This is a genomic window from Lentzea indica, assembly GCF_012184385.1.
In the GTDB taxonomy this organism is placed as follows: Bacteria; Actinomycetota; Actinomycetes; order Mycobacteriales; family Pseudonocardiaceae; genus Lentzea; species Lentzea indica.
Genome location: NZ_VSRL01000086.1, coordinates 1 through 26,313 on the forward strand (window position 1 = coordinate 1; position 26,313 = coordinate 26,313).

Sequence of the window (26,313 nt, forward strand, 5' to 3'; positions counted from 1 at the left end):
CCAGGTGCGCGGGCTGGCGCTGATCTGCCCGACCGGCACGAACCTGCGGGCCGCGGACCGGACCGTGCCGCGGCTCGAGGTCCGCCGGTCGGACGGCGTCGAACTGGAGCCGGAGATCGCGGAGCAGTTCGACGACATGGCCGTGGTGCGCACTGCGGAGGTGGCCAGGCGGTTCGTCGACGAGATCCTGCCCGGCCTGCAGATCGCGGACCGCGACGCGATGGCGCGGATCTACGAGCGGTGGGAGCATTCGGAAGGCCCGGAACTCGGCGTCTACGACAAGCCCGCGCTGTTCCTGACCGGGCGCCAGGACAACGTCACCGGGTACGAGGACGTCTACGCGTTGCTGCCGCACTACCCGTACGCGTCGTTCGCCGTGCTGGACACCGCGGGGCACAACCTGCAGATCGAGCAGCCGGCGTTGTTCAACGCGCTCATGGGGAGTGGCTCGACCGGGTCGCTCAGTAGGGGAGATCCCTGATGTGCGCACCGTGATGCGTAGGCAAACTACATGTCATGCAGAAGCGCGCGAGAACCCTGCTGGTGTGGCTGCACGTCGTCACGTCCGTCGGCTGGCTGAGCCAGGCCGTGGCGTTGTTCGCCTTGCTGCTCCACGGCATGAAGACGGGTGACGTCAACGCGTTCAAGATGGCGCGGGTCCTCGACCACCACGTGCTCGCGTTCATGGGAGCCGCCAGCGCGTTCAGCGGCATGATGCTCAGCGCCACCACGCCCTGGGGTTACTTCCGGCACTGGTGGGTGCTCGCGAAGTTCGTGATCACCATCGGCCAGCTCTACGTCGGCATCTTCATCCTGAGCGACCGCCTCGAAGCAGCGGCGAACGGGCACGTCGACGTCTGGATGCCCGTCGGTACCGCGTGCATGATCAGCGCGTTCGCGTTCCAGACGTGGCTCAGCGTCGCGAAACCGTGGGGACGCACGCCGTGGGCAGACCCGAAGATCAAGCTGCCCACGGCGAGCACGAAGGCGTTCGTGCTGGCTCTGGTCATCCCGGCGGCCGACTTCGTGATCGGCGTCTACACGAGCAGTCCGGCACCGTTCCTGATGCTGGTCACGGTGATCGCCTACTCGATCAGGCGGGCCGCCAGGGGGAGGAACCGGTCGTCGGCCGCGTCGGGTCGTGGAACTTCGGCACGTCCGGCTCGTCGAGACGCAGCGGCACCAAGCCCTCGGTGATCGCCCCCATGATCCGCTCGTGGGCGCGCCGGGCGTCGCCCATCGTCTCCGCGGAGAGATCCGACAGCTCCACGGGCTTGCCGAAGTGGACCTTGAACGTCGGCCGCTTGCGGACCGCGGACAGCCACGACGTCAGGTACGGCAGGAAGTCCCTCCAGCCGGAGACCCGCAGGTTGCCCCAGTACACCGCCTCGTGGGCGCCCCACTGGCTGATCGGGATCACCGGGATGCCACCGCCCAGCGCCATGCGGGCGACGCCGGTCTTGCCGCGTTCCGGCCACATGCCGGGGTCCAGGGTGATCTTGCCCTCGGGGTAGACGGCGATCGGGTCGCCGCCCTTCTGCAACGCCTCGACGGCGCGGTGCATCGCCTCGCCCACGTTCGCCGAGGCGCGGTCGACACGCAGGTGGCCGCACGCCTTCAGGGCAGGACCCATGACCGGTGCGTCGAGCAATCCGCCCGCGAGCATGAAGCGCGGGTTGATGCCGATCTTGCGGCACGCGGCGATGAGCACGAACGGGTCGAGGTTGCCGATGTGGTTGGAAGCCAGCAGCAACGGCTTGCCGAGCAGTTCCGGTGGAACGTCGCCGGACACTTCGAGCTTGCCTGTCAGCGCGACGAAGCCACGGTCGATCGCCATGAGCACGCGCCAGAAAAGCGGTGTGGACACGCGAGGCAGCGTACGGCGTGTCGGAACGACACCGTGCCGGATCGGGGGAACCATGAGGTTTCGCACGCGTCCCAGTTGCAAACGGGGCTGGTGAGACGCGAGGGACTACCTTATACACATGGCCGGGCGTACAGGGACTTCACGAAAGACCACGTCACGCGGCAAAGCACCTGCCAAGCCGCGGGCGCGATCCACCGCGTCCAAAAAGCCCGCTCCGCGCAAGAGCGGTGGCGCGATCAGCGCCGTGTGGGGTGCTTTGGGACGCGGTGTCGGCAGCCTCGTGCGCACCGTCAGCCGCACCAAAGACCTCGATCCCGAACACCGCCGTGACGGGCTGGGGCTGCTGCTGATCGCGTTGGCGTTCATCACCGGCGCCGGTGTGTGGTGGCAGGCCGGTGGACCGGTCGGCCAGTGGGTCGACGTCGCCGTGCGCAGCTCCGTCGGGTTCCCCGCGGTGATCGTGCCGGTCGTGCTGCTCGGCATCGGCATCACGTTGATGCGCACGGACCCGAAGCCGGAAGCGCGGCCGCGGCTGATCATCGGCTCGCTGCTGCTGATGATCGGCGTGCTCGGCATGTTCCACCTCATCGGCGGCCTGCCGATGGATCCGATCGAACGCCGCAGCGCCGGTGGTGCGCTCGGCTATCTCGCCGGCGGGTTCCTGGCGCAGGGGCTCACCTCGTGGGTCGCGGGGCCGCTGCTGTTCCTGATCTTCGCGTACGGCCTGCTGGTCGTGACGCACACGCCGATCCGCCAGGCGCCCGAACGGATCCGGTCGCTGCTGCACCCCGGCGCCAAGAAGGACGACGAGCTCCCGGCCGAGGACGAGGAGGCGGAGGAGCCGAAGCCGGTTCGCCTGCGTCGGCCGTCGCGGCGTCGTCAGGCTGCCGCGCCGATCGAGGAGGAGACGCAGGCCGAGCTTCCGCTGGAGGAGCCGGAGCCGGAGCCCGCGCCCAAGCCCACGCAGAAGGAGAAGAAGACAGCCCCGGCGATGGCCGTGCGCGCGGTCGAGGGCGAGTACCAGCTGCCGCCGCCGAACGTCCTCAAGGACGGTGACGCGCCGAAGACCCGCAGCAAGGCGAACGACCTCATGATCGAGGCGATCTCCGGTGTGCTGGACCAGTTCTCGATCGACGCCCAGGTCACCGGTTTCACCCGCGGCCCGACGGTCACGCGGTACGAGGTCGAGCTCGGCCCCGGCGTGAAGGTCGAGAAGATCACCGCGCTGACCAAGAACATCGCGTACGCGGTCGCCACCGACAACGTCCGGCTGCTGGCGCCGATCCCCGGCAAGTCGGCGGTCGGCATCGAGGTGCCGAACAGCGACCGCGAGATGGTGCGCCTGGGCGACGTGCTGCGTGCCCCGTCCACGGTCAAGGACACGCACCCGATGGTGATCGGCCTCGGCAAGGACATCGAGGGCCACATGGTCACCGCGAACCTCACGAAGATGCCGCACCTCCTGGTCGCGGGCTCCACGGGTTCCGGTAAGTCGTCGTTCGTCAACTCGATGCTGGTGTCGCTGCTGGCCCGCGCGACGCCGGACGAGGTCAGGATGATCCTGATCGACCCGAAGATGGTCGAGCTGACGCCGTACGAGGGCATCCCGCACCTGATCACGCCGATCATCACGCAGCCGAAGAAGGCCGCGGCGGCGCTCGCGTGGCTCGTCGAGGAGATGGAACAGCGCTACCAGGACATGCAGGTCAACCGGGTGCGCCACGTCGACGACTTCAACCGCAAGGTGAAGTCCGGCGAGATCACCGCGCCGCCCGGTTCCGAGCGCGTCTACCGGCCGTACCCGTACATCATGGCGATCGTCGACGAGCTCGCCGACCTGATGATGACCGCGCCCCGCGACGTCGAGGACGCGATCGTGCGCATCACGCAGAAGGCCCGTGCGGCGGGCATCCACCTGGTGCTCGCGACGCAGCGGCCGTCCGTGGACGTCGTGACCGGTCTGATCAAGACCAACGTGCCTTCCCGGTTGGCGTTCGCGACGTCGTCCCTGACGGACTCGCGGGTCATCCTCGACCAGCCGGGCGCGGAGAAGCTGATCGGCATGGGCGACGCCCTGTACCTGCCGATGGGCGCCTCGAAGCCGGTGCGCATCCAGGGCGCGTTCGTCGGCGACGAGGAGATCTCCTCGATCGTCGAGTTCACCAAGAACCAGGCCCAGCCCGAGTACACCGACGGTGTCACGGCGGCCAAGGCGGCTGAGAAGAAGGAGGTCGACGCCGACATCGGCGACGACCTGGAACTGCTGGTGCAGGCGACCGAGCTGATCGTCACCTCGCAGTTCGGCTCGACGTCGATGCTGCAGCGCAAGCTCCGCGTCGGGTTCGCGAAGGCGGGGCGCCTCATGGACCTGCTGGAGACCCGTGGTGTGGTCGGGCCGTCCGAGGGCTCGAAGGCACGTGAGGTGCTGATCAAGCCGGACGAGCTCGAGTCCGTGATCTACCTGATGCGTGGAGGCGGCCCCGCCGACGAGGAGGACTGAGCTACTTCAGTCCGGCCATCTCGATGCTGTTCGCGGTGGACGAAGCGGTGCCGCCGAACTCGCGCACGGCCGCGTAGTAGACGTCGGCGGTGCGCTTGCACGCCCAGTTGCTGCCGCAGATCTTGTACATGTCGGACTTGAAGTTGTTGTCGATGCGCAGCCGGTTCGCCTCGGTGAAGCGCGACTGGCGCTTGTAGTTGCGGTAGCCGAAGTCGTGCCGGTGGCAGGTCGGCAGGAACTTGAACCCGAAGGGGCTGTCCGGCGAGTACGAGCAGCCGTCGGACGACCAGTCGAGCTGGCCGCTGTAGGGCTGCTGCGCGCGCAGTGTTGTGAACTGCTTGAGTGTCTTGGTGTAGAGGTAGTCGTCGGTCACCGCAGGGATGTCCACGGCCTGAGCCGGGGCACCTGTGAAGATCAGGGCCAAGGACGCGGTGGCACCCACGAATGCCGAACGCAGGGTCTTCGACATGGCGAGCTCCTCGGAGTGTGAGCAGGGTCTCGCCAAGTTGTAGCGGGTGATCGACTGTCCTCGGTAGACACGATCTGATGAACGTCAGGTGATCATGTGACCGCACGCGATCGCTGTGGCCACACGAAGTTCGCGGGGTAAGCCGAGTGAGTGAAGCATCTCGTTGTCCGCTACTCCGCCGAGCAGATAGCCGCCGAGTTTCTGCTCCGCCAAACGGAGGCAGATGCTCTGGGCGGCCGCGCCCACCTCGATCAGCCCGAACCGTCCCGCGCGCTCGCCGTACTTCTCGAACGCCTCGTCGTCCTTGAGGACCAGCACGATCGCGAGCGGGGGCACCTCTGGCGTTCCGAGGATTTCGGCGAGGTTCTCGGGCGCCGCGCTGATGTCCTGCAACGCGTGCCGGCGGATGTCGTAACGGACCGCGCGACCGTTCGTGAACGCGTAGCAGCGCAACGGGTGCAGGCCACCTGCTGAGGGATAGCTGTTGTCGGACAAAGCACCCAGAACCGTGCCGAGTTGCTTGTCGGTCAACGGCTTGTCCGCGAACTCCCGCGTGCTCTTGCGCGCCTGGAACAGCTTCTGCAACCGGTCGTGCGGCCGGGGCAGTGCGACCGGCGCGCTCGGCAGCTCCAGCGGGTCGATCAAGGGCGGCTGCGACCGGAAGTCGCGCAGCCGCTCGCCGAGCCTGCGCTGGTGCAACGGCGAGAACCGGCTGGCGGCCCAGAAGTCGTCGAACATCGGCCTCACCCCAGCGGATGTGGTGCGGGATTGGGGAACACGCCCGGCGAGGCGTGCGGGTAGCGCCAGTCCAGTTCCCGCGCGCGGCCGCCGAGGTGGGGCCAGCGGTGGTCGGCGTGCAGCGGCGCGAGGTCGGGGGAGAGGACGCGGACGCAGTGCAGTCCGACCGCGGACAGTTCCGGCGTGGTCAGCTCGCGGTAGGCGAGCCGGATTTCCTTGCCAGCGAGCGCGTGCACCAGCTCGGTCAGTTCTTCTTTGGTGCCACGGGATTTCGCGTCGTCCGGTGGGTCCGTCTCGAAGCCGGAGAACCAGGGCAGCGCGTCCCACTTCTCCGGGTGCGTCGCGTAGTACACGGCGTGCTTGTCGAAGTCGGTGGCTTCCTCGACGGGCTGGTCGCCGTTGCGCGCCAGCCACACCTCGATGAACACCGTGCCCTGCACCCACTCCTCGTACGCCTTCCGCAGCGCCTCCGCCACCGTTGCCCGGCAAGCGAGCCCGAGCGTCGGCCGCGGCTTTCCGGCGATCGGCAGCGAACCCGCCACGGCGATCACCGGGTGCGGACTGTAGGCGGGCGTGAGGTCGAACGCTTGGACACCGTGCGGCAGGTCCGTTGAAAACCGTTGAGGCGCAATGGAATGCAGCCAGGTCGAGGTGAACGCGTCGCGCTCGACCAGTTCCTGGGTCGCCCTCAACAGCGCGCTGGTCGTGGACGGCCCGGCCGCGAGCCCGGACGAGGTCGCGGGTAGCCCGTAGGAGGCGTCGAGGCCCACGAGCCCGGCCGGTACGCGGATCGGTTCGTTGTCCGGCAACGTCCACGCCCGCGTGTACTTCGTGTCGACGTAGCCCTTGCGGTAGCGGTAGTCACCCCGGACGCGTTGCTCCACGGTGTGCAGGCTGAAGTGCTCCAACGGCCAGCACGGCCCGTCGGTGACGATCTCCAACGGCGCCCGCGCGGCGGCGTGGCGCTCCAGTGCCTCGGCGATCGCGGCGATCTTGCTGGTGCCACCGGAAGTACCGCCGGTGGCGAACGGCTCCGGCACCGCGGCCCAGCCCTCTACGTCCACATCGGACAGACTGTGCGGCACGGGATGCAGTTGCGACACCACACCCTGCCGCCAGCCGACCGCGCGCTCGATCAGCGCCTCCGCGACGGTCTTCACTTCTTGCTCCGGTAGTGACGGAAGAGCCAGTACCCGAACGCCAGCGCCCCGCCGATGTAGACCGCGCCCACGACCGCGACGTGCGTGGCCGTGGCGATCGGCCCTAGCAGCAACAGCACGACGAACGGCTCGACGCACCACAGCAAGGCCCATCCGAGCAGTCGCACCACGCTCATCCACGGCTTCGGCGACTTCGCGATGAACCCGGCCGCGACCGCCCACCCCACCGCGTCCAGGAAGCCGCCGGCCCACCAGCCCCAGTGGAGGTCGAAGATCTCGCCCATCGTGACGAACGGCAGCACGACGACCAGCAGCGGGAAGATCGCGGCGGGCAGGACGAGCGCACCACGTGGCTTGGGGAGCTCTTTGGTGTCCTGGTGCAGCGCCGCCGGGATGTGCACGGCCGCGCCGACCGAGGAAACCGCGCAACAGCAACAACAACAGCAACAGGTGGGCGTCGCGGCGTTGGCGGCGGCCGCACCGGGTGAGAACTGGTCAGGTAACCGAACCGCTGTCGTCATGGTTCCCCCAAGGCAAGGTCACGCGCCCGACTGGAAGCGCGGGGCAGATCTCGCAGCCGGCCGCGGGCAGCACGCTCTCGCGCGTCGTCGTGAACTCGTCGAGGTTGACGGTCACGACCGCGTCCAGCAGCGCCAGCGAGCCGTTGCGGATGTTCTGAATCGCTTGCATCGCAAGCGAAAGAGGAAAGTCGTGGGACATCGCCGCAGGGTGCGGGGGAGGCGGTGGATCCCCCCACCGCCGCCCCGCCCGCACCGCGAGGCACGCCAGGCACGCGCCGGCGCCGGGCACCACGAAGGGCCCGATCGCGGCGGTGTGGTGGTACGCGAGATCCAGCAACAGGTGCGGAACCTCGACAGAACGCGCCACCTCGACCAGGTCGACCAACGTGCCGGTCGTCCGCACAACGAGCAAGAGGTCCGGATCGTCGTTGTGCGGCAACCGCTCCACCAGCCCGGCGGGCGCTTCACCGACGACGCGCGTGCCGACTCCCATCGGCTTGACGTCGTCGGCGGGCAACCCCGCCGGGCGGAGAGCGCCCAGGGTCCTCAGCTGGGCCACGTGCCGGCGAACCGGTTCCCCCAACCGGCTTTCGTCGACCGTTCGAGCCACTCCCCTCAAAACCGGCTCGAACAGTCCCGCCAGCGCCACGGCCACCGCCCTGGGCAGGTCAGGAATCAGGTACGCGAGGTCGGCCCCCGCGTAGACGACAAGGCCTTCGTCTCTTATCTGGGCTTGCCAGGCGGGATCAGCGACCAGGCTCATCCTCGTCCCCCCTTTGCAGGAAACTCTCGATCTCCTGCTCGCTCGGCAGATCTCCCGCCGGATCCATGAGGTTCTCGGCGATAGGCGGCAGCGGCTGCTCTGCCCACGCGGGCTGGAAGTCGTCACTGGGCAGCAACCCGTGCCGTTCCGCGAACTCCTCGGCAGCGTCCCGGATCGACTCCCGCAGCGTCCCCACCACCGCGGTCTCCGCCGTGTAGGTCAGCTCGACGAGCAACGCCCGCACGTTCTCCAGCTGGTTCTCGTCACCGGCCTTGCGGGCGAGCTCCGGCCAGAACTGCCGCTCGAACAACCGCACGAAGTCCGCAGCGACCGCGTCGGTCGCCGTGCGCAGGCGCGTGAAGCTGTCCATGACGTCGTCGCTGGGCACCCGCAGGCCGGCGAGCCTGCCGCCTGCCTCGAGCGCCCAGCGACGCGCGTGCGGCCAGCCGTACTTCCACCGCACCAAGCCCAACCGCATAGCCCGGAGGAGGAGTCGCGGTTGGACGTCTCCCATCGGAATCAGGTGCTTGATGTCGCGCACCTTGATCCGAACCCAGTCGTCGGGCCCCTCGGTCTCGCCCATGCCGAGAACCGCGGCGACCGACTCGCCCTTTTCGCGTGCCGAGATCAGCTCGGCGATCGCCGGCAGCGAGAATCCCCGCTGCTGCAACCGCTGGACCAACGTCAACCGCTCGACGTGCGAGGCGTCGTAGTACGCCACGCGTCCCTGCCGTCTCGGCGCGTGCAGCACACCCTTCGTCTGGTACATGCGAATGGTGCTGCTGGGCAGGCCGATCCGGGCAGCGAGCTCGTCGACGGTCAGCGATTCGGGCACACCGGAGATCCTGGTGCGCCAGGGCTCATCGAGTCAAGACTCTTCGAGTAATTACTCGAAGAGTTACAACTCCAGGAGCATCCGGCTGTTGCCGAGCGTGTTCGGCTTCACGTAACTCAGGTCCAGGAACTCGGCGACACCCTCGTCGACCGATCGCATGATCTCCTCGTAGACCTCGGGGCTCACCGGCGTGCCCTCGATCTCGACGAACCCGTGCTTGCCGAAGAACCGCGTCTCGAACGTGAGCACGAAGATCCGCGCGAGCTCCAGCTCCTTGGCCGTCGCGATGAGCTGCGCCACGATGCGGTGGCCCACGCCACGGCCGAGCGCCATGGGGGAGACGGCCACCGAGCGGATCTCGGCCAGGTCTTCCCACATCACGTGCAGGGCGCCGCAGCCGAGCAGCTCGCCGTTCTCCTCGGCCACCCAGAACTCCTGGACCGCCTCGTACAGCGTGACCAGCGGTTTGGTCAGCAGGACCTTGCCCGCGTACCCGTCGATCAACGCCTTCATGGCGCGCACATCGCTGGTGCGGGCGCGCCGCACGACTATCCCACTGGTCACAACTGTCAAGTATGAGCTTCGCTCCCGACCTGGTGCTCGGCGGTGTACTTTCCTGTGAGGTTGCCTCCAGTGGAAGCTACAGGCTGTTCTGTGCGGTTTACTTGCACGAGATGGCCTGAAGATGTGCGGCGGAGGTGGTTCGGGTGCTCAGAAGCTTCCGGCTGGAGAATCATCGCTCGTTCCGCGACGAGCACGAGTTGTTGCTCATGCCCGCGTACGCCAAGGATCGTGAGGCTCTGCCGGTTGCGGCGATCTACGGGGCCAACGCCTCCGGAAAGTCGAACCTGCTCGACGGCCTCAAGTTCATGGCGGAGGCCGTGCGGGACTCGTTCGCGCGCTGGGGTCCGGATGCCGGTGTCGTCGGCCGCTGCCCGTTCAAGCTCGACGCCGGTAAGTCCACGGAGCCGTCCGTGTACGTGGCCGAGCTGATCCAGGATGGCGTGCGGTACACCTACGGATTCGAGGTCGACAGCACTTCCGTCCTGGGCGAGTGGCTGTACAGCTACCCGGAGAAGCGAAAGCGCATGCTGTTCGAGCGAGCCGGCTCGGACATCAAGTTCGGTAGCACCCTCGACGGGTCGAAAGCGGCGCTGGCAGTACTGGAGTCGATGCTCCGGCCGAACTCGTTGTTGCTCAGCCTTGCCGCTCAGCTCCAGGTTTCCTGGGTGCTGCCCGTGTACCGCTGGTTCGCGGATTCCGTGCGGTTTCGCGTGCCCTCGGAAGGGCGAGCTCTGGAGCACGAGATCGCAGACTTCCTGCAGGTCCGGCCAGAGCTCAAAGGCGAGCTGGTCGAGCTGGTTCGGGCCGCGGACGTCGGGATCGACGACATCGTGGTCGGTGGCGCGCTCGAAGAGCTGTTCATGAAGCTTGAAGCCGGTCAGTCGGTTCGAATTGGCGACATCACGGGGAAGCTGGCGGATACCGGTGATACGGGACGCGGGGTCAAGATGGCGCATTTCAAGTGGCCTGACGGTTTCGCTGTAATTCCGTATTCGGAATTACTTGGCGAAGCTGAGTCCTCGGTGTTTTCAAGGTCGAATGCCATGCAGTTCATAGGTGAACAATTCGATGTGGTGATGCCTCACAAGTCGAGCGTTCGTGTTGTTCATCGTGGTGGCGCAGATCCGTTTCGGTTGGACGAGGAGTCAGCGGGAACACGGTCCTGGCTGAGTGTTCTCCCCGCTGTGCTGTCTGTCCTGCGGGACGGCGGTTGTCTCGTCATCGATGAGATCGACGCGAGCCTTCATCCGCTGCTCACGATGCGCCTGATCGCGCTCTTCAACAACGAGGGCGCGAACACCGCGCGCGGACAGCTCATCTTCACGACACACGACGCCACGCTCCTCCACGCGCCATTCGACGAAGAGGTGCTCGGGCGGGACGAGGTCTGGTTCGTCGAGAAGGACAAGGCGAGCGGGGCCAGCACGCTGTACCCGTTGACGGACTTCAAGCCGCGCAGTGAAGACAACCTTGAGCGCCGCTACCTCGCAGGACGTTATGGGGCGGTGCCGGAGCTGTTCGAAGACAGGTTCACGGAAGTCGTCCGGGGTGGTCGTGGCGAAGCGTGACCGAAAACGGGAGAACACGCAGTCGCGACGTGGGCGAACTCGCGAACTGCGTCCCGGCCACGTTCTCGTGGTGACCGGGGGCGAGCGCACCGAGCCTGCCTACATCAACGGGCTGGCTCGGGCACGTGGAGCCCGTGTCAAGGTGAGGTCGAGGACCGACTCGCCGGAAAATCTGGTGAGGTATGCCAAACGTATTTTCACCACCGATGAGTACGACAGTGTCTGGTGTGTTGTCGACGTGGACGAGTTCGACGTGGAGGCAGCTCACGCCGAAGCTGAACGTCTGGGCGTCGAACTCGTCGTGTCCAACCCCTGTTTCGAGATCTGGCTGATCCTTCATTTCGCAGATCACCGCGCTCACGTCGACAACGGCAAGGCGTGCTGCAGGCTGTTGACCAAGCACGTTCCTGGCTACGACAAGTCGAAGGTCGACTATGCGGTGTTCGACGAGGGAGTCGAGGTTGCGATCAAGCGCGCCAAGGAGTTGGGCCCGGAGAACCCGTCCACGGACATGTGGCGCCTCGTCGAAGTGTTGTTGAAGTACTGAATGCAAGGTCCTGCACCTCGGCCGGTTACCCTGAGCACCGTGCCTTCTCCCACCACTCCGCGACGCGTGTCGCTGCTGACCCTGGGCTGTGCCCGCAACGAGGTCGACTCCGAAGAGCTCGCCGGGCGCCTCGGCGAGGGCGGCTGGGAGCTGGTGGACGAGGACGCGGACGTCGTCGTCGTCAACACGTGCGGGTTCGTCGAGCAGGCCAAGAAGGACTCGGTCGACACGCTGCTCGCCGCGTCCGACACCGGCGCGAAGGTCGTCGCGGTCGGGTGCATGGCCGAGCGGTACGGCAAGGAGCTCGCGGACAGCCTCCCCGAGGCGGCCGCGGTCCTGGGCTTCGACCAGTACAACGACCTGGCAGAGCGCCTCAACGACGTGCTGCACGGCAAGCAGGTCGAGTCGCACGTGCCGGTGGACCGCCGCACGCTGCTGCCGATCACGCCGGTGAAGCGCCAGGAGGCGGCGGCCGGTGTGCAGGTGCCCGGCCACGGCTGGGGTCCCACCAAGGTCCAGCGGCGCAGGCTCGACGACGCCCCCGTGGCGCCGCTGAAGATCGCGTCCGGTTGTGACCGCAGGTGCAGCTTCTGTGCGATCCCGAGCTTCCGCGGCGCGTTCGTGTCGCGGCACCCGGACGAGGTCGTGTCCGAGGCGATGTGGCTGGCCGAGAACGGCGTGAAGGAGCTGTTCCTCGTCAGCGAGAACTCGACGAGCTACGGCAAGGACCTGCCGCGCGAGCAGGGCGCCCTCGAGCAGCTCCTCCCGCGCCTGGCGAGCATTCCCGGTGTCGAGCGGGTGCGGATCAGCTACCTGCAGCCGGCCGAGACCAAGCCGTCGCTGGTGGCGGCCATCGCGAAGACCGAGAAGGTCGCGAACTACTTCGACATGTCGTTCCAGCACTCCAGCGAGAACGTGCTGCGGCGCATGCGCCGGTTCGGTGACACCGACAGCTTCCTGAAGCTCGTGTGGCAGATCCGCGAGCACGCCCCCGAGGCCGGCATCCGCAGCAACTTCATCGTGGGCTTTCCCGGCGAGACCGAGGAGGACCTGCAGGAGCTCGAGCGGTTCCTCACGGAAGCGCGGCTCGACGCGGTCGGCATCTTCGGTTACTCGGACGAGGACGGCACGGAGGCCGAGAACCTCGACGGCAAGCACGATGCCGACACCATCGCGGAACGCGTTCAGCGCATCGGCAACCTCGTCGAGGAGCTGACCAGCCAGCGCGCCGAGGACCGGGTCGGGTCCGAGGTCCTCGTGCTGATCGAGCACGAGGAGGACGACGAGAGCGACTGCGTCGGCCGGGCCGAGCACCAGGCTCCCGAGGTCGACGGCGAGTGCATCGTGCTCGACGGCGAGGACCTCAAGCGTGGTGACCTCGTGCGGTGCCGCGTGGTCGACTCCGAGGGCGTCGACCTGGTCGTAGAGGTGCTGGAGACATGACAGAGGCCAGGAAGGTCCCGCTGCTCAACGTCGCCAACATCCTCACGATGGCGCGGATGGCACTGGTTCCGGTCTTCCTGCTCTCACTGTTCGCGGCGGGCGGCTTCGACACCACGTGGCGGCTCATCGCGTTCGGGATCTTCGCCGTCGCGAGTTTCACCGACCACATCGACGGCACCCTCGCCCGCAAGCACGGGCTGATCACCGACTTCGGCAAGATCGCCGACCCGATCGCGGACAAGGCGCTGACCGGGTCCGCGCTGGTGGGTCTGAGCATTCTCGACGTGCTGCCGTGGTGGATCACGATCGTCATCGCCGTGCGCGAGGTCGGCGTGACGCTGCTGCGGTTCTGGGTGATCCGCTACGGCGTGATCCCCGCCAGCCGCGGCGGCAAGGCCAAGACGTTGCTGCAGGTCATCGCGATCGGGCTGTTCCTGCTGCCGCAGAACGACGTCATCGCGATCATCGCGTGGGTGATCATGGCCGCCGCGCTGATCCTCACGATCGTCACGGGAATCGATTACGTCATCCGCGCGTTCAAGTTGAAGGCAAGGGCAGGTCGCGCCGTCGCATGACCAACGTCGTCGAGCTGCTCAAAGCGAGGAAGCAAACCGTCGCCACGGCCGAGTCGCTGACCGCGGGCCTGCTGTGCGCGACGATCGTCGACACGCCGGGGGCGAGTGCCGTGGTCCGCGGTGGGTTGATCGTCTATGCCACCGAGCTCAAGCACGAGCTCGCGGGTGTGGACCAGCAGTTGCTCGACGAGCACGGCGCCGTGCACCCCGAAGTTGCGATCCAACTGGCCGAGGGAGCGCGGAACCGGTGCAAATCGGACTGGGGGATCGGACTGACCGGGGTCGCAGGCCCCGATCCGCAGGACGGAGTTGCTCCAGGCACGGTCCACATCGGCTTGAGCGGGCCTGGAGTGTCCACAGTGCGGACAATCACGGTGAGTGGCGACCGGAAAGCGGTGCGTTTCACAGCCGTGGAAAAAGCGCTGGTCCTGCTGTCGGATCACCTGCTGGTGGCCGAGGACGGGAACAAACGTTGACTCCGCGTTCGTTCGCCCTTGGCGGACGTGTTCTGAAGTCAGTGCCCGTTGTCGGTGTCGATCGGTAACGTAGGGACACGGCCGGCCGGAAGGAGGCGCGCGATGACCGTGCTGCTACGCGAGGCGATCGGTGATCGGCTTCGCCATGCCCGCACCAACCAACGCCGCACGCTGCGCGAGGTCTCTCGGACCGCCCGCGTGAGCCTGGGGTACCTGTCCGAGGTGGAGCGCGGCCGCAAAGAGGCGTCCAGCGAGCTCCTCGCGGCCATCTGTGATGCGTTAGAACTGCCGTTGTCCGAACTGTTGCACCACGTCGCCTCCGACATCGGCGCCGTTCAGCAGACGCCGGACACGGTGCCGACCACCGTTCCCGATGGTCGGCCGGAGCCGGCGCGCGGCAAGCTGGAGGGTGGCCGTGTGCTGCCGTCCACGCTCTCGGACGACCTGTCCGACCTGCGCCTGCAGCCGATGCTCAGTCACAGGCTCACCAGCAAGATCGGCGAGGCACCGAAGGCCGTCGTCGCAGCTTGATCTCTGTCGTTCTCGACCCCGTTCGCTCTCAACGGCGAACGGGGTCGTTGGCATTCGGGTGTTCTGAGAAGGGCTGTGGTCCCCGCCACGTGACGCACTGCAACAAGAACGGCCCTTCGGACGTTGACCCTGCAACGACGCCAGCACGCTGAACGGCAGGCAACGGCTTGGCCACAGCACGTTGGGTCACCGCGTCCCGGGACGCGGGTGCGGGCAGGATTGGGCGCCGTCAGGCGTTTCATTCCAAAGTCCCGGGGTGGGTCGGGGTCTTCCCGGATATCTCCCCAGGTTGGTGGAACCGCCGACGCACAATTGAGACGATGGACCCAACACCGGCACCGAGAAGGCAGGCGTAGGAGATGGCCAGTCCGTTCGTGAAGTTCTGGAAGTACCTCATGGCGGCGTTCTCGTCCAAGATCGACGAGCACGCTGACCCGAAGGTGCAGATCCAGCAGGCCATCGAGGAGGCGCAGCGTCAGCACCAGGCGCTCTCTCAGCAGGCCGCGGCCGTGATCGGCAACCAGCGGCAGCTGGAGATGAAGCTGAACCGGCAGCTCGGCGACGTCGAGAAGCTGCAGGCCTCCGCTCGTCAGGCGCTCGTGCTCGCGGACGAGGCGCGTTCGAAGGGCGACGAGCAGAAGGCGGCGCAGTTCGAGAACGCCGCGCAGGGCTTCGCCACCCAGCTCGTCACCGCTGAGCAGGGCATCGAGGACCTCAAGACGCTGCACGACCAGTCGCTGCAGGCCGCCGCACAGGCCAAGCAGGCGGTCGAGCGCAACTCGATGATGCTGCAGCAGAAGCTGGCAGAGCGCACCAAGCTCCTCAGCCAGCTCGAGCAGGCCAAGATGCAGGAGCAGGTCTCCGCGTCGCTGACCCAGATGAGCGAGCTCGCCGCGCCGGGCAACGTGCCGTCGCTGGAAGAGGTTCGCGACAAGATCGAGAAGCGCTATGCGACCGCGATCGGATCGGCCGAGCTCGCCCAGAACTCGGTGCAGGGCCGCATGCTCGAGGTGCAGGCCTCGACCACGCAGCTCGCGGGTTCCTCGCGACTCGAGCAGATCCGCGCGTCCATGCACGGCGGTCAGGCCAGCACACCGCCGCAGGTCACCGCCGGCAACAGCGCCGCCGCGCAGATCCAGGCCGAGATCGCCCAGCGCGTTCAGCAGGACCAGAAGACCACGCAGCAGCAGGTGCCGCCAGCCCAGAACTGATGGGCTGAGGGCGGCACAGGAGGAGCAGCAGGTGATCATGGAGCCCTGGAGAAACCGTCCCAACAACGAGATCGTCCGCAAGGTCGTCAACGAGTTGGGTGCGTCGCTCCAGGGCCACCCGCTGGCCGAGCAGGCGCGCTACCGGTTGCAGAAGTGGAACGACCCGCGCGCGAAGCTGGAACGCAAGCGCAAGCGCACCAACGCGGTGCTGACGTTCTGGCTGGCGCTGATCACGATCTTCGGCACGCTGGCCGTGTTCGGCTTCACCGGCGTGCTCGGAACGTGGGCCGCGGTCACCGGCACGATCGGCGCGGCTGTGCCCGGCTTGCTCGCCATCCGCAGCGGGTTCAAGCTGCGTGAGCTGGGTGCCGCCAGGCAGCGCCTGGAGCTGGCCCCGCCGCCACCGCCTCGTCCGCCGCTGCCCGCGCACATCTCCTCCGCGCGCGTGCCGATGGAGAAGCTGCACAGCGCGGAGGACGCGATGAACCAGCTGCTTGTTCAGCTCGACTCGCCCGACCTCACGTCGATGCCGGCCGAGTCCGTTCAGCACGCCCGTCAGACCGCCCAGGAGGCCTCCTCGGCCATCCGTGCCGTGTCCGCGCAGCTTCAGGCCGTGGAGCGCGCTCGGGACACGGCACCGCCGCTGGAGCGCGCGTCGTTGGTCGACGGCGTGCGGGTGCTCAGAATCCAACTGGCGGACGGCGTGGACCGCTACTGTGCGTTGGTCGCCGCCGCCGGCCAGGCGCTGGCGGCGAGCACGACGTTCCAGGATCCGCGTTCGGTGCTGGACGACGCCACGGACCACATGGCAGGCCTCGCGTCCGCGATGCGAGACGTGTCAGGCTATTCAGCGCACTGAAGGTAACGCTCTGTAATCGCATGCGCCTAATCGGCGGTTGTCTCTGGGATCTTTACGGCAATCGTGTGATTATCAGACCGTTATCTAGCCGTAGCCACTACATGGCGTGGCAGGATTCCGGGGCCGGACAGCGGGAAGTCCGGCTGAATTGCCGGGAGGCAGTGCGTTGGCGTTGTGGACCGTGCACGGGGACGGTCGGATCACCGACAGTGAAACCGTCGCACCGCAGGAGCGGGTGAGCTGGCCGCTGACCATCGGGTTCGGAGTGCAGCACCTGGTCGCCATGTTCGGCGCGACGGTGCTCGTTCCCACCGCCACCGGCCTCCCCGTCGCCACCACGCTGCTGTTCTCCGGCCTGGGCACGCTGCTGTTCCTCGTGATCACCAAGAACCGCGTCCCGAGCTACCTGGGCTCCTCCTTCGCCTTCGTGGCGCCTCTCGTGGCCGCCCGCGAGCAGGGTATCGCCGCCCAGCTGGGTGGGGTCGTCGCCGCGGGCCTGCTGGTGATCGTCGTCGGCATCGCGGTCAAGGCGCTCGGCGTGCGCCTGCTGGAGTCGGTCATGCCGCCGGTCGTGACCGGTGCCGTCGTGATCATCATCGGCCTGAACCTCTCGCACCAGGCCACCTCGGACTTCGCCAGGCAGCCGCTGCTGGCGGCACTGACGACCGTGGTGATCCTGGTGGCCGGCGTGCTCGGCCGCGGCCTGGTGTTCCGGTTCTCGATCCTGCTGGGCTTCGTCGCCGTGTGGATGGGCGGCCTGGCGTTCGGCGCCGTGTCCTCCGACCGGATCGCCGCTCTGCGCGACGCGGCGTGGGTGGGCCTGCCACAGATGCACCAGCCGGAGCTGCGGCCGTCCGTGGTGCTGCTGATGCTGCCGGTGGTGATCGTGCTGGTGGCAGAGGTCGTCGGGCACGTGAAGGCGGTCGCGGCGCTGACCGGCCGCAACCTCGACGGCAGCGCGGGTGACGCGATCATCGCGAACGGGCTGTCGACCGCCCTGTCCGGCCTGGGCGGAGGCGTCGGGACGACGACGTACTCCGAGAACATCGGCGTGATGGCCGTGACCCGCGTCTACACCACCGCGGCCTTCGCGTTCGCCGGTGTGTTCGCCGCGGTGCTGGCGTTCTCCCCGAAGGCCATCGCGCTGTTCGGCACGATCCCGCCGGGTGTGCTCGGCGGCAGCACGTTGGTGCTCTACGGCCTGATCGTGCTGATCGGCGTGCGCATCTGGATGGACCGCGGTGTCGACCTGGCGAACCCGGTGAACGCGATGGTCGGCGGCGCGGCGCTGGTGGCGGGCGTCGGTGACCTGACCATCGAGGTCGGCGACCTGGAGATGGGCGGCATGGTGTGGGGCTCGCTGCTCGTCGTGATCCTGCACCCCGTGATGCGCTGGCTCCGGGCTGCGCGCAGTTAGCGCCGCGACCCGTAATCTTGGCGGCCATTTCACGCTCAGCAGGACACCTCGCGGCACCGCCCCCACGCCCCCATACGACTCCGGCATGAGGACGTGGGGGCGGCATCGCGATGCGTCCGTCTGACCGCGAAGTGGCCGGCAAGATTACGCGCCGCGGCGCTATCACCACACCTTTGTGTGTTTTCGTCCCTCCACTTCGGACCGATCCTGCTTCCGGTCCACGGAGGGAGTTTCGTCATGGTCGCCGCGTACTACGTGGTGCTGTTCCTGGCCTGCGCGATCATCGCGGGCAGTCTCGTCGCGTCCCGCATCCGACTGCTGCGCTACCGCCGATGACGTCGCTGGCGTGGTTGATGGTGCCGCTGGCGATGATCGGCATCGTGCGCGTGTGCGTCGTTCTGGTGGCGGCTGACCTTTACGACCTGTCTTTGCACCGCTCGCGCCCGCTGCCTTACGAGCCATCGGTGTGGGTCGTCATTCCGGCGTACAACGAGGAGTTGTGCGTCGCTCGGGCCGTTCGATCTGTTTTGGACAGTTCGTACCTGGACGTGTCCGTGATCGTGGTCGACGACGGTTCCACGGACGGCACGGTGGCTTGCCTGCAGGGCTTCGGTTCGCGCGTTCGTGTTGTCTCGCAACCGAACTCGGGCAAAGCGGCGGCGATCAACACGGGCATGCGCCTGGTGGGCGACGGTCTGGTGATGGTGCTGGACGCCGACTCGTCGTTGTCCCGTTCCGCTGTCTCACGGATGGTCGCGCACTTCGCTGACCCGATCGTGCTCGCCGCGGCGGCGAACGTGAAGATCGCGGGCCCGCGCGGGGTGCTGGGGTGGGTGCAGCGCCTGGAGTACGCGGTGGTGCACCGGCTGAAGCAGGGCTACACGGTGTTCAACTGCGAGTACGTCATCGGCGGTGTCGGATCGATGTTTCGCACCTCGGTCGTGCGCGCGTGCGGCTCCTTCGACACCGACACGATGACCGAGGACATCGACTTCTCGATGAAGATCCTGACCCTGCGCGGCAACTACGACTGGCGCATCATCTTCGCGGCCGACGCGATCGCCTACACCCAGGCCGTGCCGTCACTGCACGGCCTGCTACGGCAACGGTCCCGGTGGAAGTTCGGCCGCTTGCAGGCGTTCTACAAGCACCGCTCGCTCTTCTTCGGCACGACCTGCTCGCGTCTTCTCTCGTGGGTGCACCTGCCGTACACGGCCGCGGGTGAGGTGCTCGTGCTGTTCGAGCCTCTCTTCGTGTACGTCGTCGTCAGCGCGACGTTTCAGACGGGTTGGTTCACCGGCATTCTGCTGCTGTGCGCGGTCTACACGGGCGTGGCGGTGTTCACGGTCGTTGGCGATCTCACCGAACCGTGGCGCGCCAAGGTGCAGTTGCTGGCTTTGGCGCCGTTGGCCTACCCGCTGCTGATGGTGATCGTGTTCGTGGATCTTGTGGCGGTGCTGCGTTCGTTGCTGACCGTTCTGCGCGGCTATCGTCCGGTCGGCCGCTGGGAACACGTCGAGCGCACGCTCACCTCAGTGCCCGGTTGATCCTCGACACGAGCCCAGGCCCTTCGTAGATGAACCCGGTGTAGATCTGCACCAGGCTCGCGCCCGCGTCGACCATCCGCTTGGCGTCGTCCGCGGTCGCGATGCCGCCGACGCCGATGACCGGCAGCTCGCTGTTCTTGGTGATGAACCGGACCACGTCGTTCGCCCGCTGGGTGAGCGGCTTGCCGCTGAGGCCGCCGGTCTCGCTCTGGTGAGCGCTCTTGAGGCCCTCACGGCTGAGTGTGGTGTTCGTGGCGATGAGGCCCTTGATGCCGTTGTCGACGCACACCTGGATGACCTCTTCGATGGCATCGTCGGTGAGGTCCGGCGCGATCTTGACCAGCATCGGCTTGTCCGTGGTCCGCGTCAGCGCCTGAACGAGCTCGGTGAGCGCGCCCTTGTCCTGCAGGCTGCGCAGACCGGGCGTGTTCGGCGAGCTGACGTTGATCGCGTAGTAGTCGCCGTGGTTCTTCAGGGCGTTCAGCGAGTTCAGGTAGTCCTGCACGGCGTCCTCGACCGGCGTGATCTTGGACTTGCCGAGGCTGATGCCCAGCGGCGCCTTGAGGGTGGTCTTGTCGAGCTTCGCCGCGAGGGCCTGCGCACCCGCGTTGTTGAAGCCCATCCGGTTGATGATCGCCTCGTCCTCGCGGAGCCGGAACAGCCGCGGCTTCGGGTTGCCAGGCTGCGCGTGCCACGTGACGGTGCCGACCTCGACGAACCCGAACCCCAGCGCGGCCCACGCCGGCAGCGCCCGCCCGTCCTTGTCCAGCCCGGCCGCCAGGCCCACCGGGTTGGGGAACCTGACGCCGAAGACGGTGCGCGGGTTGTTCTGGTTGCGCGCGAACCTCGCCAGCGGGCTCAAGCGAGCCATGACGGTGAGCGTGGTCTCGTGGACCCGCTCCGCGTCGCCGCCGTGCATCCCGAACAACGCCCTGCGAACCACCTGCTTGTAGACCACGTGCTCACCCTATAACGGCAGCTCAGGACGGGCGCACGACCGGTGTCGTCAGAGCGGCTTGGGCACCTTGATCGTCGCCTGCTCGTCCAGCGGCATGGTCGGCTTGGTCCGGAACGTCACCGGCAGCGCCCGCAGGCCCCTGCTGCCCAGCGACACCCGCCAGCCCAGCGGCTGTGTGGTGTCGAGCGCCAGTCCGGAGCAGCGGTCCAGCAGCGTCCGGAACGCGACCTCGCCTTCCAGCCGGGCCAGCGGCGCGCCCAGGCAGAAGTGAATGCCGTGCCCGAACGCCAGGTGCTGCCGGTCCGCCCGCTCGATGTTGAGCTGGTCGGCCCGCGGGTAGCGCGCGCTGTCGTGCTCGGCGGAGGCCAGTGACAGCAGCACGACGTCGCCGGCCGGGATCTGCACGCCGCCGATCGTCACCGGCTGCGCGGCGAACCGCAGCAGGTGCGAGGTCGGCCCGTCGAACCGCAGGAACTCCTCGATGGCGCCGGGCAGCAGCGACGACGAGCGCTGCAGCAGTTCGAGCTGCTCGGGGTGGCGCAGCAACGCCAGCGTGCCGTTGCCGACCAGGTCGACAGCGGCCGTGTAGCCGGCCACCAGCAGCAGGAACGACAGCGAGGCGAGCTCCCGATCGGTCAGCGCGGCCTCTCCTGTGGCCCTGGCCAGCCCGCCGATCAGGTCGTCGTCGCCGGACGTCCGCTTGTGCGCGACCAGGTCGCGCAGGTAGCCGGAAGCCTCTTCACGGGCGGAGGACGCGTCGCCGTCGGCCAGGCCGGTGACCACGTCGGCCCAGTACCGGAAGTTCTCCTGGTCGACGGTGGGAACGCCGAGCAGCTCCATGATCACGGTGATCGGCAGCGGCGCCGCGAAGTCCGCGATCAGGTCGCAACGCCCCGAGTCGGCGAAAGCGGTCGCCAGGGAGGCAGCGAGCTGCTCGATGCGCGGACGCAGCGAGGCGATCCGGCGCGGGGTGAGCTCGCTCGACACCGCGCGTCGCAGACGGGTGTGGTCGGGGGCGTCGCTGTTCATCATGTGGTCCGACAGGTCGCCGAACCACCAGGACGCGAAGTGCGGATGCCCGCGCAGGGGTTCGGCGAGCGCGGAGCCGTGTGAGGACAGCTGAGGATTGTCCAGCGCGGCGCGCACGTCGGGGTAGCGCGTCACGAGCCACATCGGCACGCCGAAGGTCTCGACCCGGTGCACGGGGCCTGCGTCGCGCAGGCTCTTCAGCACGGCGTACGGGTCGTCGGTGAAGCCGGGGCGCAGGGCATCCAGATTTACCGCCATGTCGGAGGACACGTGCAGGAGACCGCCGCGGTTCAACCGGACTGGCATTTTGGGCAGAAGTACACAAATCTGCCGTCGATCTCGTCCGATCGGACTCTTGTGCCGCAACGCAAACAAGGTTTGCCGGTGCGCTCGAAAACGTAGTGCTGCACGCGCCGGTCACCCGTCGTGATCTGTTCGGGCCGCCACTGGTTCGCCTGCAACAGCTTGCGTGACAACGCAACCGCCCGAGCGGCATCCACAGATGACACCGGTGCGGTCGGCAGAACGCGCAGTAGGAAACACACTTCCGCGCGGTAGAGATTCCCGACGCCGGCCATGATCCGTTGGTCCAACAATGCGATCCCGACGGGTCGCGACGGATCGGCGGTCAACCGCCGAACGGCCTCAGCGGCGTCGAACTCCTCCGAAAGGAGGTCGGGCCCGAGATGCGAGATGAGTTCATTTTCGCGGGAAGTCGGAATGAACTCCATGTCGTGCAGCGCGAATCCGATGGCCTGCCGGTCGTCCACCTCGAACACCGCGCGGGCCTGGTGCGCGGGGCGGCGCCAGCGCTCGCCCGGCCGGTAGAGGTGCCACGCGCCGTCCATCCTGAAGTGGCTGCGCAGGCTGTTGTGGTCGGAGAACCGGGTGAACATGTGCTTGCCGTACGTCCGCACGCCGAGCACGTCCAGACCGGTCAGGTCCAGCGTGGCCAACCGAGGGTGGCGCAGTTCCCCGCGCCGCAGCGTCTTCCCGGCCAGCGCCTCGTGCATGCGCCTGCCCGCCAGGAAGACGGTGTCACCCTCAGGCATCCACCGCCTCTTGGATCTCGTCGTCGTCGAAGTCGTGGTGCACCGCGCGCCGCCGGCTGCGGGAAATGCGCTGGATGCGGGCGAGCAGCAGGTTGAACGCCAGCGCCACCTCGCGCGCGCCCGGCGTGCCCCACTCGTGGATCGGCATGCACGCGCCCTGCGCCTGCTGCACCGCGAGACGGTCCGGCAGCGCCACCGGCATCACCAGCGGGCCGAAGATGTCGCGCAGCTCCTCGATGCGGAACTGGTGCTCGTGCGAACGCGGGCGGACCCGGTTCACCACGACGCCCAACGGCTGGAGATCGGCGTTGTTGCTCTCGCGTTCGTTCTGCACCGCCTCGAACGCCCGCTGCACGCCGGCCACCGCGAACATCGTCGGTTCGGTGACCAGCAGCGCGCGGTCGGCCGCCACCAGCGCCGACCGGGTCAGCTGGCCCAGCGACGGCGGGCAGTCGAGCAGCACGAGGTGATAGGGGAACTCGTCGTACATGTCCCGCAACGTCCGCAACGCGTCTTTCAGACGGTGCAGCCGCGACTCGTTCGGATCCGGGTGGTTGAGCAGCTCGGCGTCCTCGGACCCGGACAGCACGTCGATGCCGTCACCCCACCTGCTCGGGCGGATCGCCTGTTCCAGGTTCTCCTCGGACGGGTCCTGCAGGACGTCGTAGATGCTCGCCTTGGACTCCTCGGGTTCCAGCGTCGACGTGGCGTTGCACTGCGGGTCTAGGTCGATCACCAGCGTGCGAACGCCGCGACGGAGAGCGGCCGAGGCGAGGCCGAGGACCACCGTCGTCTTGCCGACGCCTCCCTTGAGGCTGAGCACGGACACCGTATGCACAGACCTACTCTAGGGTCTCCTACTCTGTGTGCCATGCGACCGGACGCCGTACACAGGGTGCTCGACGCCGAATTGGCCGCCGCACGCGCGCGCAGAGGTGGAGAACCGCCGCGCGTGCTCGACGTTGGCGGTGGCAGCGGTGTCTGGGCCGTGCCTCTCGCCGCGGCGGGGTGCGCGGTCACGGTCGTGGAGCCGTCGCCGAACGCACTGGCCACGCTGCACACCCGTGCTCGCGAGGCCGGCGTGACGATCAACGCGGTCCAGGGCGACACCGACTCGTTGGGTGTTCCCGCTGGTGAGGCGGATCTGGTGCTGGCGCACGGTCTGCTGGAGGTCGTCGACGACGCCCCTGCGGCGCTGTCCGCGCTGGCTGCCGCCGTCACGCCTGGTGGTGCGGTTTCGGTGCTGGTCGCGAACAGGTTCGCGGCGATCCTGCACCGCGCGATCGCCGGCCGTATCGTCGACGCACGGAGGTTGCTGGACGACGACGCCGGTCAGCTGGCGGGCACGCGTGACCCGTTGCAGCGCCGGTTCGACGTCCCAGGTCTTGAGAAGCTGGTTCTCGAGGCGGGGCTTTCCGTCGAGCTCCTGCAAGGTCATGGCATCGTTTCCGATCTCGTGCCCGGCGTCGTGCTGGACTCGAATCCGGGTGCCGCCGACGCGCTCGCCGAGCTGGAACTGGCCGCTGCCACCCGGTCTCCGCTGCGCGACGTGGCCGCCCGGCTGCACGTGCTCGCCCGTCGTACCGCCTGAAGCGTTTGCACCAGGGACTTTCGGTCCTGATAAGTGGTCCCAAACGACTTCGCGGCGAGAGATAGTGTGTCTGCAGCCGACGTAGGGGACCGACGCCATGGAGAGCTCCGACCTGCTGGCCTCGTTGGTGAACGAGGCTGTCGCGGGTGATCGGTGTGCCGTCGAACGGCTGCTCGCGTCCGTTCGCCCGCTCGTGTCGCGGTACTGCCGCGCGCGCGTCGGTCGCAATGAACGGGCGTACGCGTCGGCGGACGACGTGGCGCAGGAGGTCTGCCTGGCCGTGCTGACGGCATTGCCTTCCTACCGTGAGCAGGGACGACCGTTCCTGGCGTTCGTGTACGGCATCGCCGCGCACAAGGTCGCGGACGCGCACCGCGTGTCGGCGCGCAACCGTTCCGAGCCGGTCGCCGAGGTGCCGGACGGACCGTCGCAGGCCGTCGATCCTGAGGAAAATGCGCTGCTCGGATCGCTGTCGGTGCGGCTGGGCCAGTTGCTCGGGGTGCTGCCGGACAAGCAGCGGGAGATCTTGCTGCTGAGGGTCGTGGTCGGCTTGTCGGCGGAGGAGACGGCCGAGGCGATCGGCTCGACGCCGGGTGCCGTGCGGGTGGCTCAGCACCGCGCGCTGGCGAAGCTGCGGTCGTCCGTGGGGGTCGAGGAGCTGATTTGACCGGCGCCTTCTACGACGGGCTCGCCGGGACGTACGACCTGATGTTCCCGGACTGGGACGCGTCGATGGCCCGGCAGGCCGCGCAGCTCTCCGAGTTCATTCCCCCTGGCGCGCGCGTTCTGGACTGCGCTTGTGGCATCGGTACGCAGGCGATCGGACTGGCCATGCGCGGCTATGAGGTCGTGGGTGCCGATCTGAGCCCTGTGGCGGTCTCTCGGGCCGTTGTGGAGGCCTCTGCACGTGGTGTCTCTTTGCCCGCTGCGGCGGCGGACATGCGTTCGTTGCCGTTCGCTGATGCTTCGTTCGACGTGGTTCTGGCTGCCGACAACGCGCTGCCTCACCTGCTGACCTCTGATGATGTGCTTTCGGCGTTGCGTGAGATGCGTCGTGTGCTGCGTCCTGGCGGCCGGCTCATCATCTCGACGCGCGACTACGACGAGATTCGGCGCGAACGGCCGTTGTCGACGGCGCCGTCGGTCGGTCCGGGTCGCGTCGTGTGGTTCCAGCTGTGGCACTGGGACGGCGATCAGTACGAGCTGGAGATGTTCCAGCTGCACGAAGCCGACTCGTGGCGCGTCGTGGTGGGCAAGGCACGATATTGGGCGATTACCCGTCATGAAATCACCGAATTGGCGGAACGCGCCGGTTTCGGTTACGTGGAGTGGTTGCTCCATGCCTATTACCAACCGCTGATGGTTGCTGCAAACGGGTGACGTTTGAAGTTTCTCCCTACTTTCCGCATAAGGAGTGACGTGTCGCACGTCTCCTCTCCGGGACGTCGACGAGGGGACACTTCGAATGGAGCGTTCGGCTTTATCCGCGGAACTGGTCAGCCTGGCCGTGCGTGGCGATCACAGGGCCACTGACCAGCTACTTCGCTACCTGCGACCGCTGGTGGTGAAGTACTGTCGCGCACGTGTTGGGCGTTCCGCGACAACCGCGGACGACGTCGCACAGGACGTCTGTCTGGCTGTGCTGACGGCGCTGCCGAACTACCGGGAGCAGGGCAGGCCCTTCCTGGCGTTCGTCTACGGCATCGCGGCGCACAAAGTCGCCGACGCGCATCGGGCGCTGGCTCGTAACCGTGCGGAGCCGATGGCCGACGTGCCCGATCAGCCCGTGCGAGGCGCCGGGCCCGAGGACTTCGCCCTCCAGGTCGAACTGAACGGCAGCTTGGGCGATCTGCTGCGCCTCCTGCCGGAGAAGCAGCGCGAGATTCTCGTGCTGCGCGTGGTGGTGGGTCTGTCGGCGGAGGAAACGGCGGAGGCCGTTGGCTCGACGCCGGGTGCCGTTCGGGTCGCTCAGCACCGCGCGCTCGGGCGCCTGCGGAAGGAAATTGCCGCTCTGAGTGTCCCGATCGGGTGACATTCGTTTGCATTTGTTATTAGTCGGGCTAGGTGTGTGGGGTCGACGCACCCAAACGAC

General features: G+C 67.6%; 29 protein-coding genes. 17 read left to right on the plus strand and 12 right to left on the minus strand.

Translation table 11 applies throughout. The features are described from left to right. Both FXN61_RS23240 and FXN61_RS23245 read left to right on the plus strand, forming a co-directional pair. Positions 1 to 481 (plus strand): alpha/beta fold hydrolase (locus tag FXN61_RS23240; protein WP_167976159.1); only part of this gene is annotated, 481 nt, incomplete at its 5' end. Positions 482 to 516: 35 nt separating this feature from the next. Continuing rightward, on the plus strand, positions 517 to 1,197 hold the full coding sequence (locus tag FXN61_RS23245) for a hypothetical protein (protein ID WP_188135383.1): 681 nt from the start codon (positions 517 to 519) through the stop codon (positions 1,195 to 1,197). Here FXN61_RS23245 and FXN61_RS23250 read toward each other — a convergent pair. Continuing rightward, on the minus strand, positions 1,094 to 1,867 hold the full coding sequence (locus FXN61_RS23250; protein WP_312877935.1) for a lysophospholipid acyltransferase family protein: 774 nt from the start codon (positions 1,865 to 1,867) through the stop codon (positions 1,094 to 1,096). The genes FXN61_RS23245 and FXN61_RS23250 overlap by 104 nt on opposite strands. Before the next feature lie 118 nt (positions 1,868 to 1,985). On the opposite strand from FXN61_RS23250, the gene FXN61_RS23255 reads away from it, so the two are divergent. Then, positions 1,986 to 4,367 (plus strand): FtsK/SpoIIIE family DNA translocase, encoded by a 2,382-nt coding sequence (locus tag FXN61_RS23255; protein WP_167976160.1) that lies wholly within the window; start codon positions 1,986 to 1,988, stop codon positions 4,365 to 4,367. A gap of 1 nt (position 4,368) precedes the next feature. Here FXN61_RS23255 and FXN61_RS23260 read toward each other — a convergent pair whose 3' ends face one another. The 7 genes from FXN61_RS23260 to FXN61_RS23290 all read right to left on the minus strand — a co-directional run bounded on the left by FXN61_RS23260 (position 4,369) and on the right by FXN61_RS23290 (position 9,417). Further along, complete coding sequence (locus FXN61_RS23260) at positions 4,369 to 4,836, minus strand: phospholipase (protein WP_167976161.1); 468 nt, start codon at positions 4,834 to 4,836, stop codon at positions 4,369 to 4,371. An 84-nt stretch (positions 4,837 to 4,920) separates the two neighbouring features. After that, positions 4,921 to 5,574, minus strand: coding sequence for a nitroreductase family protein (locus FXN61_RS23265; protein ID WP_167976162.1), 654 nt, complete (start codon positions 5,572 to 5,574; stop codon positions 4,921 to 4,923). A gap of 5 nt (positions 5,575 to 5,579) precedes the next feature. Next, positions 5,580 to 6,734 carry a YcaO-like family protein gene (locus FXN61_RS23270; protein WP_167976163.1) on the minus strand — a complete coding sequence of 385 codons (1,155 nt, stop codon included), beginning with the start codon at positions 6,732 to 6,734 and terminating at the stop codon, positions 5,580 to 5,582. Further along, positions 6,731 to 7,255, minus strand: coding sequence for a hypothetical protein (locus tag FXN61_RS23275; RefSeq protein ID WP_167976164.1), 525 nt, complete (start codon positions 7,253 to 7,255; stop codon positions 6,731 to 6,733). Before FXN61_RS23275 ends, FXN61_RS23270 begins: the two co-directional genes overlap by 4 nt. Further along, positions 7,230 to 8,018 (minus strand): hypothetical protein, encoded by a 789-nt coding sequence (locus FXN61_RS23280; RefSeq protein ID WP_167976165.1) that lies wholly within the window; start codon positions 8,016 to 8,018, stop codon positions 7,230 to 7,232. Before FXN61_RS23280 ends, FXN61_RS23275 begins: the two co-directional genes overlap by 26 nt. Continuing rightward, positions 8,002 to 8,853, minus strand: coding sequence for a MerR family transcriptional regulator (locus FXN61_RS23285; protein WP_312877936.1), 852 nt, complete (start codon positions 8,851 to 8,853; stop codon positions 8,002 to 8,004). The genes FXN61_RS23280 and FXN61_RS23285 overlap by 17 nt, the downstream gene beginning before the upstream one ends. A gap of 63 nt (positions 8,854 to 8,916) precedes the next feature. Beyond that, a complete protein-coding gene (locus FXN61_RS23290) occupies positions 8,917 to 9,417 on the minus strand; it encodes an amino-acid N-acetyltransferase (RefSeq protein WP_167976166.1) in 501 nt (166 codons plus the stop codon). 134 nt (positions 9,418 to 9,551) lie between these two features. Between FXN61_RS23290 and FXN61_RS23295 the strand changes: the two genes are divergently transcribed. The 10 genes from FXN61_RS23295 (at position 9,552) to FXN61_RS23340 (ending at position 19,591) form a co-directional block, all read left to right on the plus strand. Further along, on the plus strand, positions 9,552 to 10,985 hold the full coding sequence (locus tag FXN61_RS23295) for an AAA family ATPase (protein WP_167976167.1): 1,434 nt from the start codon (positions 9,552 to 9,554) through the stop codon (positions 10,983 to 10,985). After that, on the plus strand, positions 10,915 to 11,532 hold the full coding sequence (locus FXN61_RS23300; protein ID WP_246291905.1) for an RloB family protein: 618 nt from the start codon (positions 10,915 to 10,917) through the stop codon (positions 11,530 to 11,532). The genes FXN61_RS23295 and FXN61_RS23300 overlap by 71 nt, the downstream gene beginning before the upstream one ends. Before the next feature lie 39 nt (positions 11,533 to 11,571). Beyond that, positions 11,572 to 12,975 carry a 30S ribosomal protein S12 methylthiotransferase RimO gene (rimO, locus tag FXN61_RS23305; protein ID WP_312877937.1) on the plus strand — a complete coding sequence of 468 codons (1,404 nt, stop codon included), beginning with the start codon at positions 11,572 to 11,574 and terminating at the stop codon, positions 12,973 to 12,975. Beyond that, the gene (pgsA, locus tag FXN61_RS23310) at positions 12,972 to 13,550 is read left to right on the plus strand and encodes a CDP-diacylglycerol--glycerol-3-phosphate 3-phosphatidyltransferase (protein ID WP_167976169.1); all 579 of its coding nucleotides are present in this window, start codon (positions 12,972 to 12,974) and stop codon (positions 13,548 to 13,550) included. Before rimO ends, pgsA begins: the two co-directional genes overlap by 4 nt. Further along, complete coding sequence (locus FXN61_RS23315; protein WP_167976170.1) at positions 13,547 to 14,026, plus strand: CinA family protein; 480 nt, start codon at positions 13,547 to 13,549, stop codon at positions 14,024 to 14,026. Before pgsA ends, FXN61_RS23315 begins: the two co-directional genes overlap by 4 nt. A 102-nt stretch (positions 14,027 to 14,128) precedes the next feature. Then, positions 14,129 to 14,557, plus strand: coding sequence for a helix-turn-helix domain-containing protein (locus tag FXN61_RS23320; RefSeq protein ID WP_167976171.1), 429 nt, complete (start codon positions 14,129 to 14,131; stop codon positions 14,555 to 14,557). A gap of 359 nt (positions 14,558 to 14,916) precedes the next feature. Continuing rightward, positions 14,917 to 15,768: a PspA/IM30 family protein gene (locus tag FXN61_RS23325; protein WP_167976172.1), complete on the plus strand. Its 852-nt coding sequence runs from the start codon at positions 14,917 to 14,919 to the stop codon at positions 15,766 to 15,768. A 37-nt stretch (positions 15,769 to 15,805) separates the two neighbouring features. Then, positions 15,806 to 16,627: a phage shock envelope stress response protein PspM gene (pspM, locus tag FXN61_RS23330; RefSeq protein ID WP_167976173.1), complete on the plus strand. Its 822-nt coding sequence runs from the start codon at positions 15,806 to 15,808 to the stop codon at positions 16,625 to 16,627. 181 nt (positions 16,628 to 16,808) lie between these two features. After that, complete coding sequence (locus FXN61_RS23335) at positions 16,809 to 18,044, plus strand: uracil-xanthine permease family protein (protein WP_312877938.1); 1,236 nt, start codon at positions 16,809 to 16,811, stop codon at positions 18,042 to 18,044. A 332-nt stretch (positions 18,045 to 18,376) separates the two neighbouring features. Beyond that, complete coding sequence (locus FXN61_RS23340; RefSeq protein WP_167976175.1) at positions 18,377 to 19,591, plus strand: glycosyltransferase family 2 protein; 1,215 nt, start codon at positions 18,377 to 18,379, stop codon at positions 19,589 to 19,591. Here FXN61_RS23340 and FXN61_RS23345 read toward each other — a convergent pair. The 4 genes from FXN61_RS23345 to FXN61_RS23360 are packed head-to-tail and all read right to left on the minus strand — an operon-like array spanning position 19,572 to position 23,468. Beyond that, on the minus strand, positions 19,572 to 20,549 hold the full coding sequence (locus tag FXN61_RS23345) for a quinone-dependent dihydroorotate dehydrogenase (RefSeq protein ID WP_167976176.1): 978 nt from the start codon (positions 20,547 to 20,549) through the stop codon (positions 19,572 to 19,574). The genes FXN61_RS23340 and FXN61_RS23345 overlap by 20 nt on opposite strands. Positions 20,550 to 20,597: 48 nt before the next feature. Beyond that, on the minus strand, positions 20,598 to 21,884 hold the full coding sequence (locus FXN61_RS23350) for a cytochrome P450 family protein (protein ID WP_167976177.1): 1,287 nt from the start codon (positions 21,882 to 21,884) through the stop codon (positions 20,598 to 20,600). Further along, the gene (locus FXN61_RS23355; RefSeq protein WP_167976178.1) at positions 21,869 to 22,630 is read right to left on the minus strand and encodes an Fpg/Nei family DNA glycosylase; all 762 of its coding nucleotides are present in this window, start codon (positions 22,628 to 22,630) and stop codon (positions 21,869 to 21,871) included. The genes FXN61_RS23350 and FXN61_RS23355 overlap by 16 nt, the downstream gene beginning before the upstream one ends. Continuing rightward, positions 22,623 to 23,468: a ParA family protein gene (locus tag FXN61_RS23360; RefSeq protein WP_167976179.1), complete on the minus strand. Its 846-nt coding sequence runs from the start codon at positions 23,466 to 23,468 to the stop codon at positions 22,623 to 22,625. Before FXN61_RS23360 ends, FXN61_RS23355 begins: the two co-directional genes overlap by 8 nt. A gap of 33 nt (positions 23,469 to 23,501) precedes the next feature. Here FXN61_RS23360 and FXN61_RS23365 point away from each other — a divergent pair, with 33 nt between their 5' ends. The 4 genes from FXN61_RS23365 to FXN61_RS23380 all read left to right on the plus strand — a co-directional run bounded on the left by FXN61_RS23365 (position 23,502) and on the right by FXN61_RS23380 (position 26,253). Then, positions 23,502 to 24,221: a class I SAM-dependent methyltransferase gene (locus FXN61_RS23365; protein ID WP_167976180.1), complete on the plus strand. Its 720-nt coding sequence runs from the start codon at positions 23,502 to 23,504 to the stop codon at positions 24,219 to 24,221. A 97-nt stretch (positions 24,222 to 24,318) separates the two neighbouring features. After that, entirely contained in the window at positions 24,319 to 24,888 is a 570-nt protein-coding gene (locus FXN61_RS23370) for a sigma-70 family RNA polymerase sigma factor (protein WP_167976181.1), read from the plus strand. Then, positions 24,885 to 25,601, plus strand: a complete 717-nt coding sequence (locus tag FXN61_RS23375) for a class I SAM-dependent methyltransferase (protein ID WP_223165558.1) — start codon at positions 24,885 to 24,887, stop codon at positions 25,599 to 25,601. Before FXN61_RS23370 ends, FXN61_RS23375 begins: the two co-directional genes overlap by 4 nt. An 85-nt stretch (positions 25,602 to 25,686) precedes the next feature. After that, positions 25,687 to 26,253, plus strand: coding sequence for a sigma-70 family RNA polymerase sigma factor (locus FXN61_RS23380; protein WP_167976182.1), 567 nt, complete (start codon positions 25,687 to 25,689; stop codon positions 26,251 to 26,253). Positions 26,254 to 26,313 lie beyond the last annotated feature (60 nt).

Coding starts and splice junctions, on each gene's coding strand:
- FXN61_RS23245 (WP_188135383.1), top strand. CDS start 517: ATGCAGAAGCGCGCGAGAACCCTGCTGGTGTGGCTGCACGTCGTCACG.
- FXN61_RS23255 (WP_167976160.1), top strand. CDS start 1,986: ATGGCCGGGCGTACAGGGACTTCACGAAAGACCACGTCACGCGGCAAA.
- FXN61_RS23260 (WP_167976161.1), bottom strand. CDS start 4,836: ATGTCGAAGACCCTGCGTTCGGCATTCGTGGGTGCCACCGCGTCCTTG.
- FXN61_RS23265 (WP_167976162.1), bottom strand. CDS start 5,574: ATGTTCGACGACTTCTGGGCCGCCAGCCGGTTCTCGCCGTTGCACCAG.
- FXN61_RS23275 (WP_167976164.1), bottom strand. CDS start 7,255: ATGACGACAGCGGTTCGGTTACCTGACCAGTTCTCACCCGGTGCGGCC.
- FXN61_RS23280 (WP_167976165.1), bottom strand. CDS start 8,018: ATGAGCCTGGTCGCTGATCCCGCCTGGCAAGCCCAGATAAGAGACGAA.
- FXN61_RS23300 (WP_246291905.1), top strand. CDS start 10,915: ATGGGGCGGTGCCGGAGCTGTTCGAAGACAGGTTCACGGAAGTCGTCC.
- pgsA (WP_167976169.1), top strand. CDS start 12,972: ATGACAGAGGCCAGGAAGGTCCCGCTGCTCAACGTCGCCAACATCCTC.
- FXN61_RS23315 (WP_167976170.1), top strand. CDS start 13,547: ATGACCAACGTCGTCGAGCTGCTCAAAGCGAGGAAGCAAACCGTCGCC.
- FXN61_RS23320 (WP_167976171.1), top strand. CDS start 14,129: ATGACCGTGCTGCTACGCGAGGCGATCGGTGATCGGCTTCGCCATGCC.
- FXN61_RS23325 (WP_167976172.1), top strand. CDS start 14,917: ATGGCCAGTCCGTTCGTGAAGTTCTGGAAGTACCTCATGGCGGCGTTC.
- pspM (WP_167976173.1), top strand. CDS start 15,806: ATGGAGCCCTGGAGAAACCGTCCCAACAACGAGATCGTCCGCAAGGTC.
- FXN61_RS23340 (WP_167976175.1), top strand. CDS start 18,377: ATGACGTCGCTGGCGTGGTTGATGGTGCCGCTGGCGATGATCGGCATC.
- FXN61_RS23350 (WP_167976177.1), bottom strand. CDS start 21,884: ATGCCAGTCCGGTTGAACCGCGGCGGTCTCCTGCACGTGTCCTCCGAC.
- FXN61_RS23355 (WP_167976178.1), bottom strand. CDS start 22,630: ATGCCTGAGGGTGACACCGTCTTCCTGGCGGGCAGGCGCATGCACGAG.
- FXN61_RS23365 (WP_167976180.1), top strand. CDS start 23,502: ATGCGACCGGACGCCGTACACAGGGTGCTCGACGCCGAATTGGCCGCC.
- FXN61_RS23370 (WP_167976181.1), top strand. CDS start 24,319: ATGGAGAGCTCCGACCTGCTGGCCTCGTTGGTGAACGAGGCTGTCGCG.
- FXN61_RS23380 (WP_167976182.1), top strand. CDS start 25,687: ATGGAGCGTTCGGCTTTATCCGCGGAACTGGTCAGCCTGGCCGTGCGT.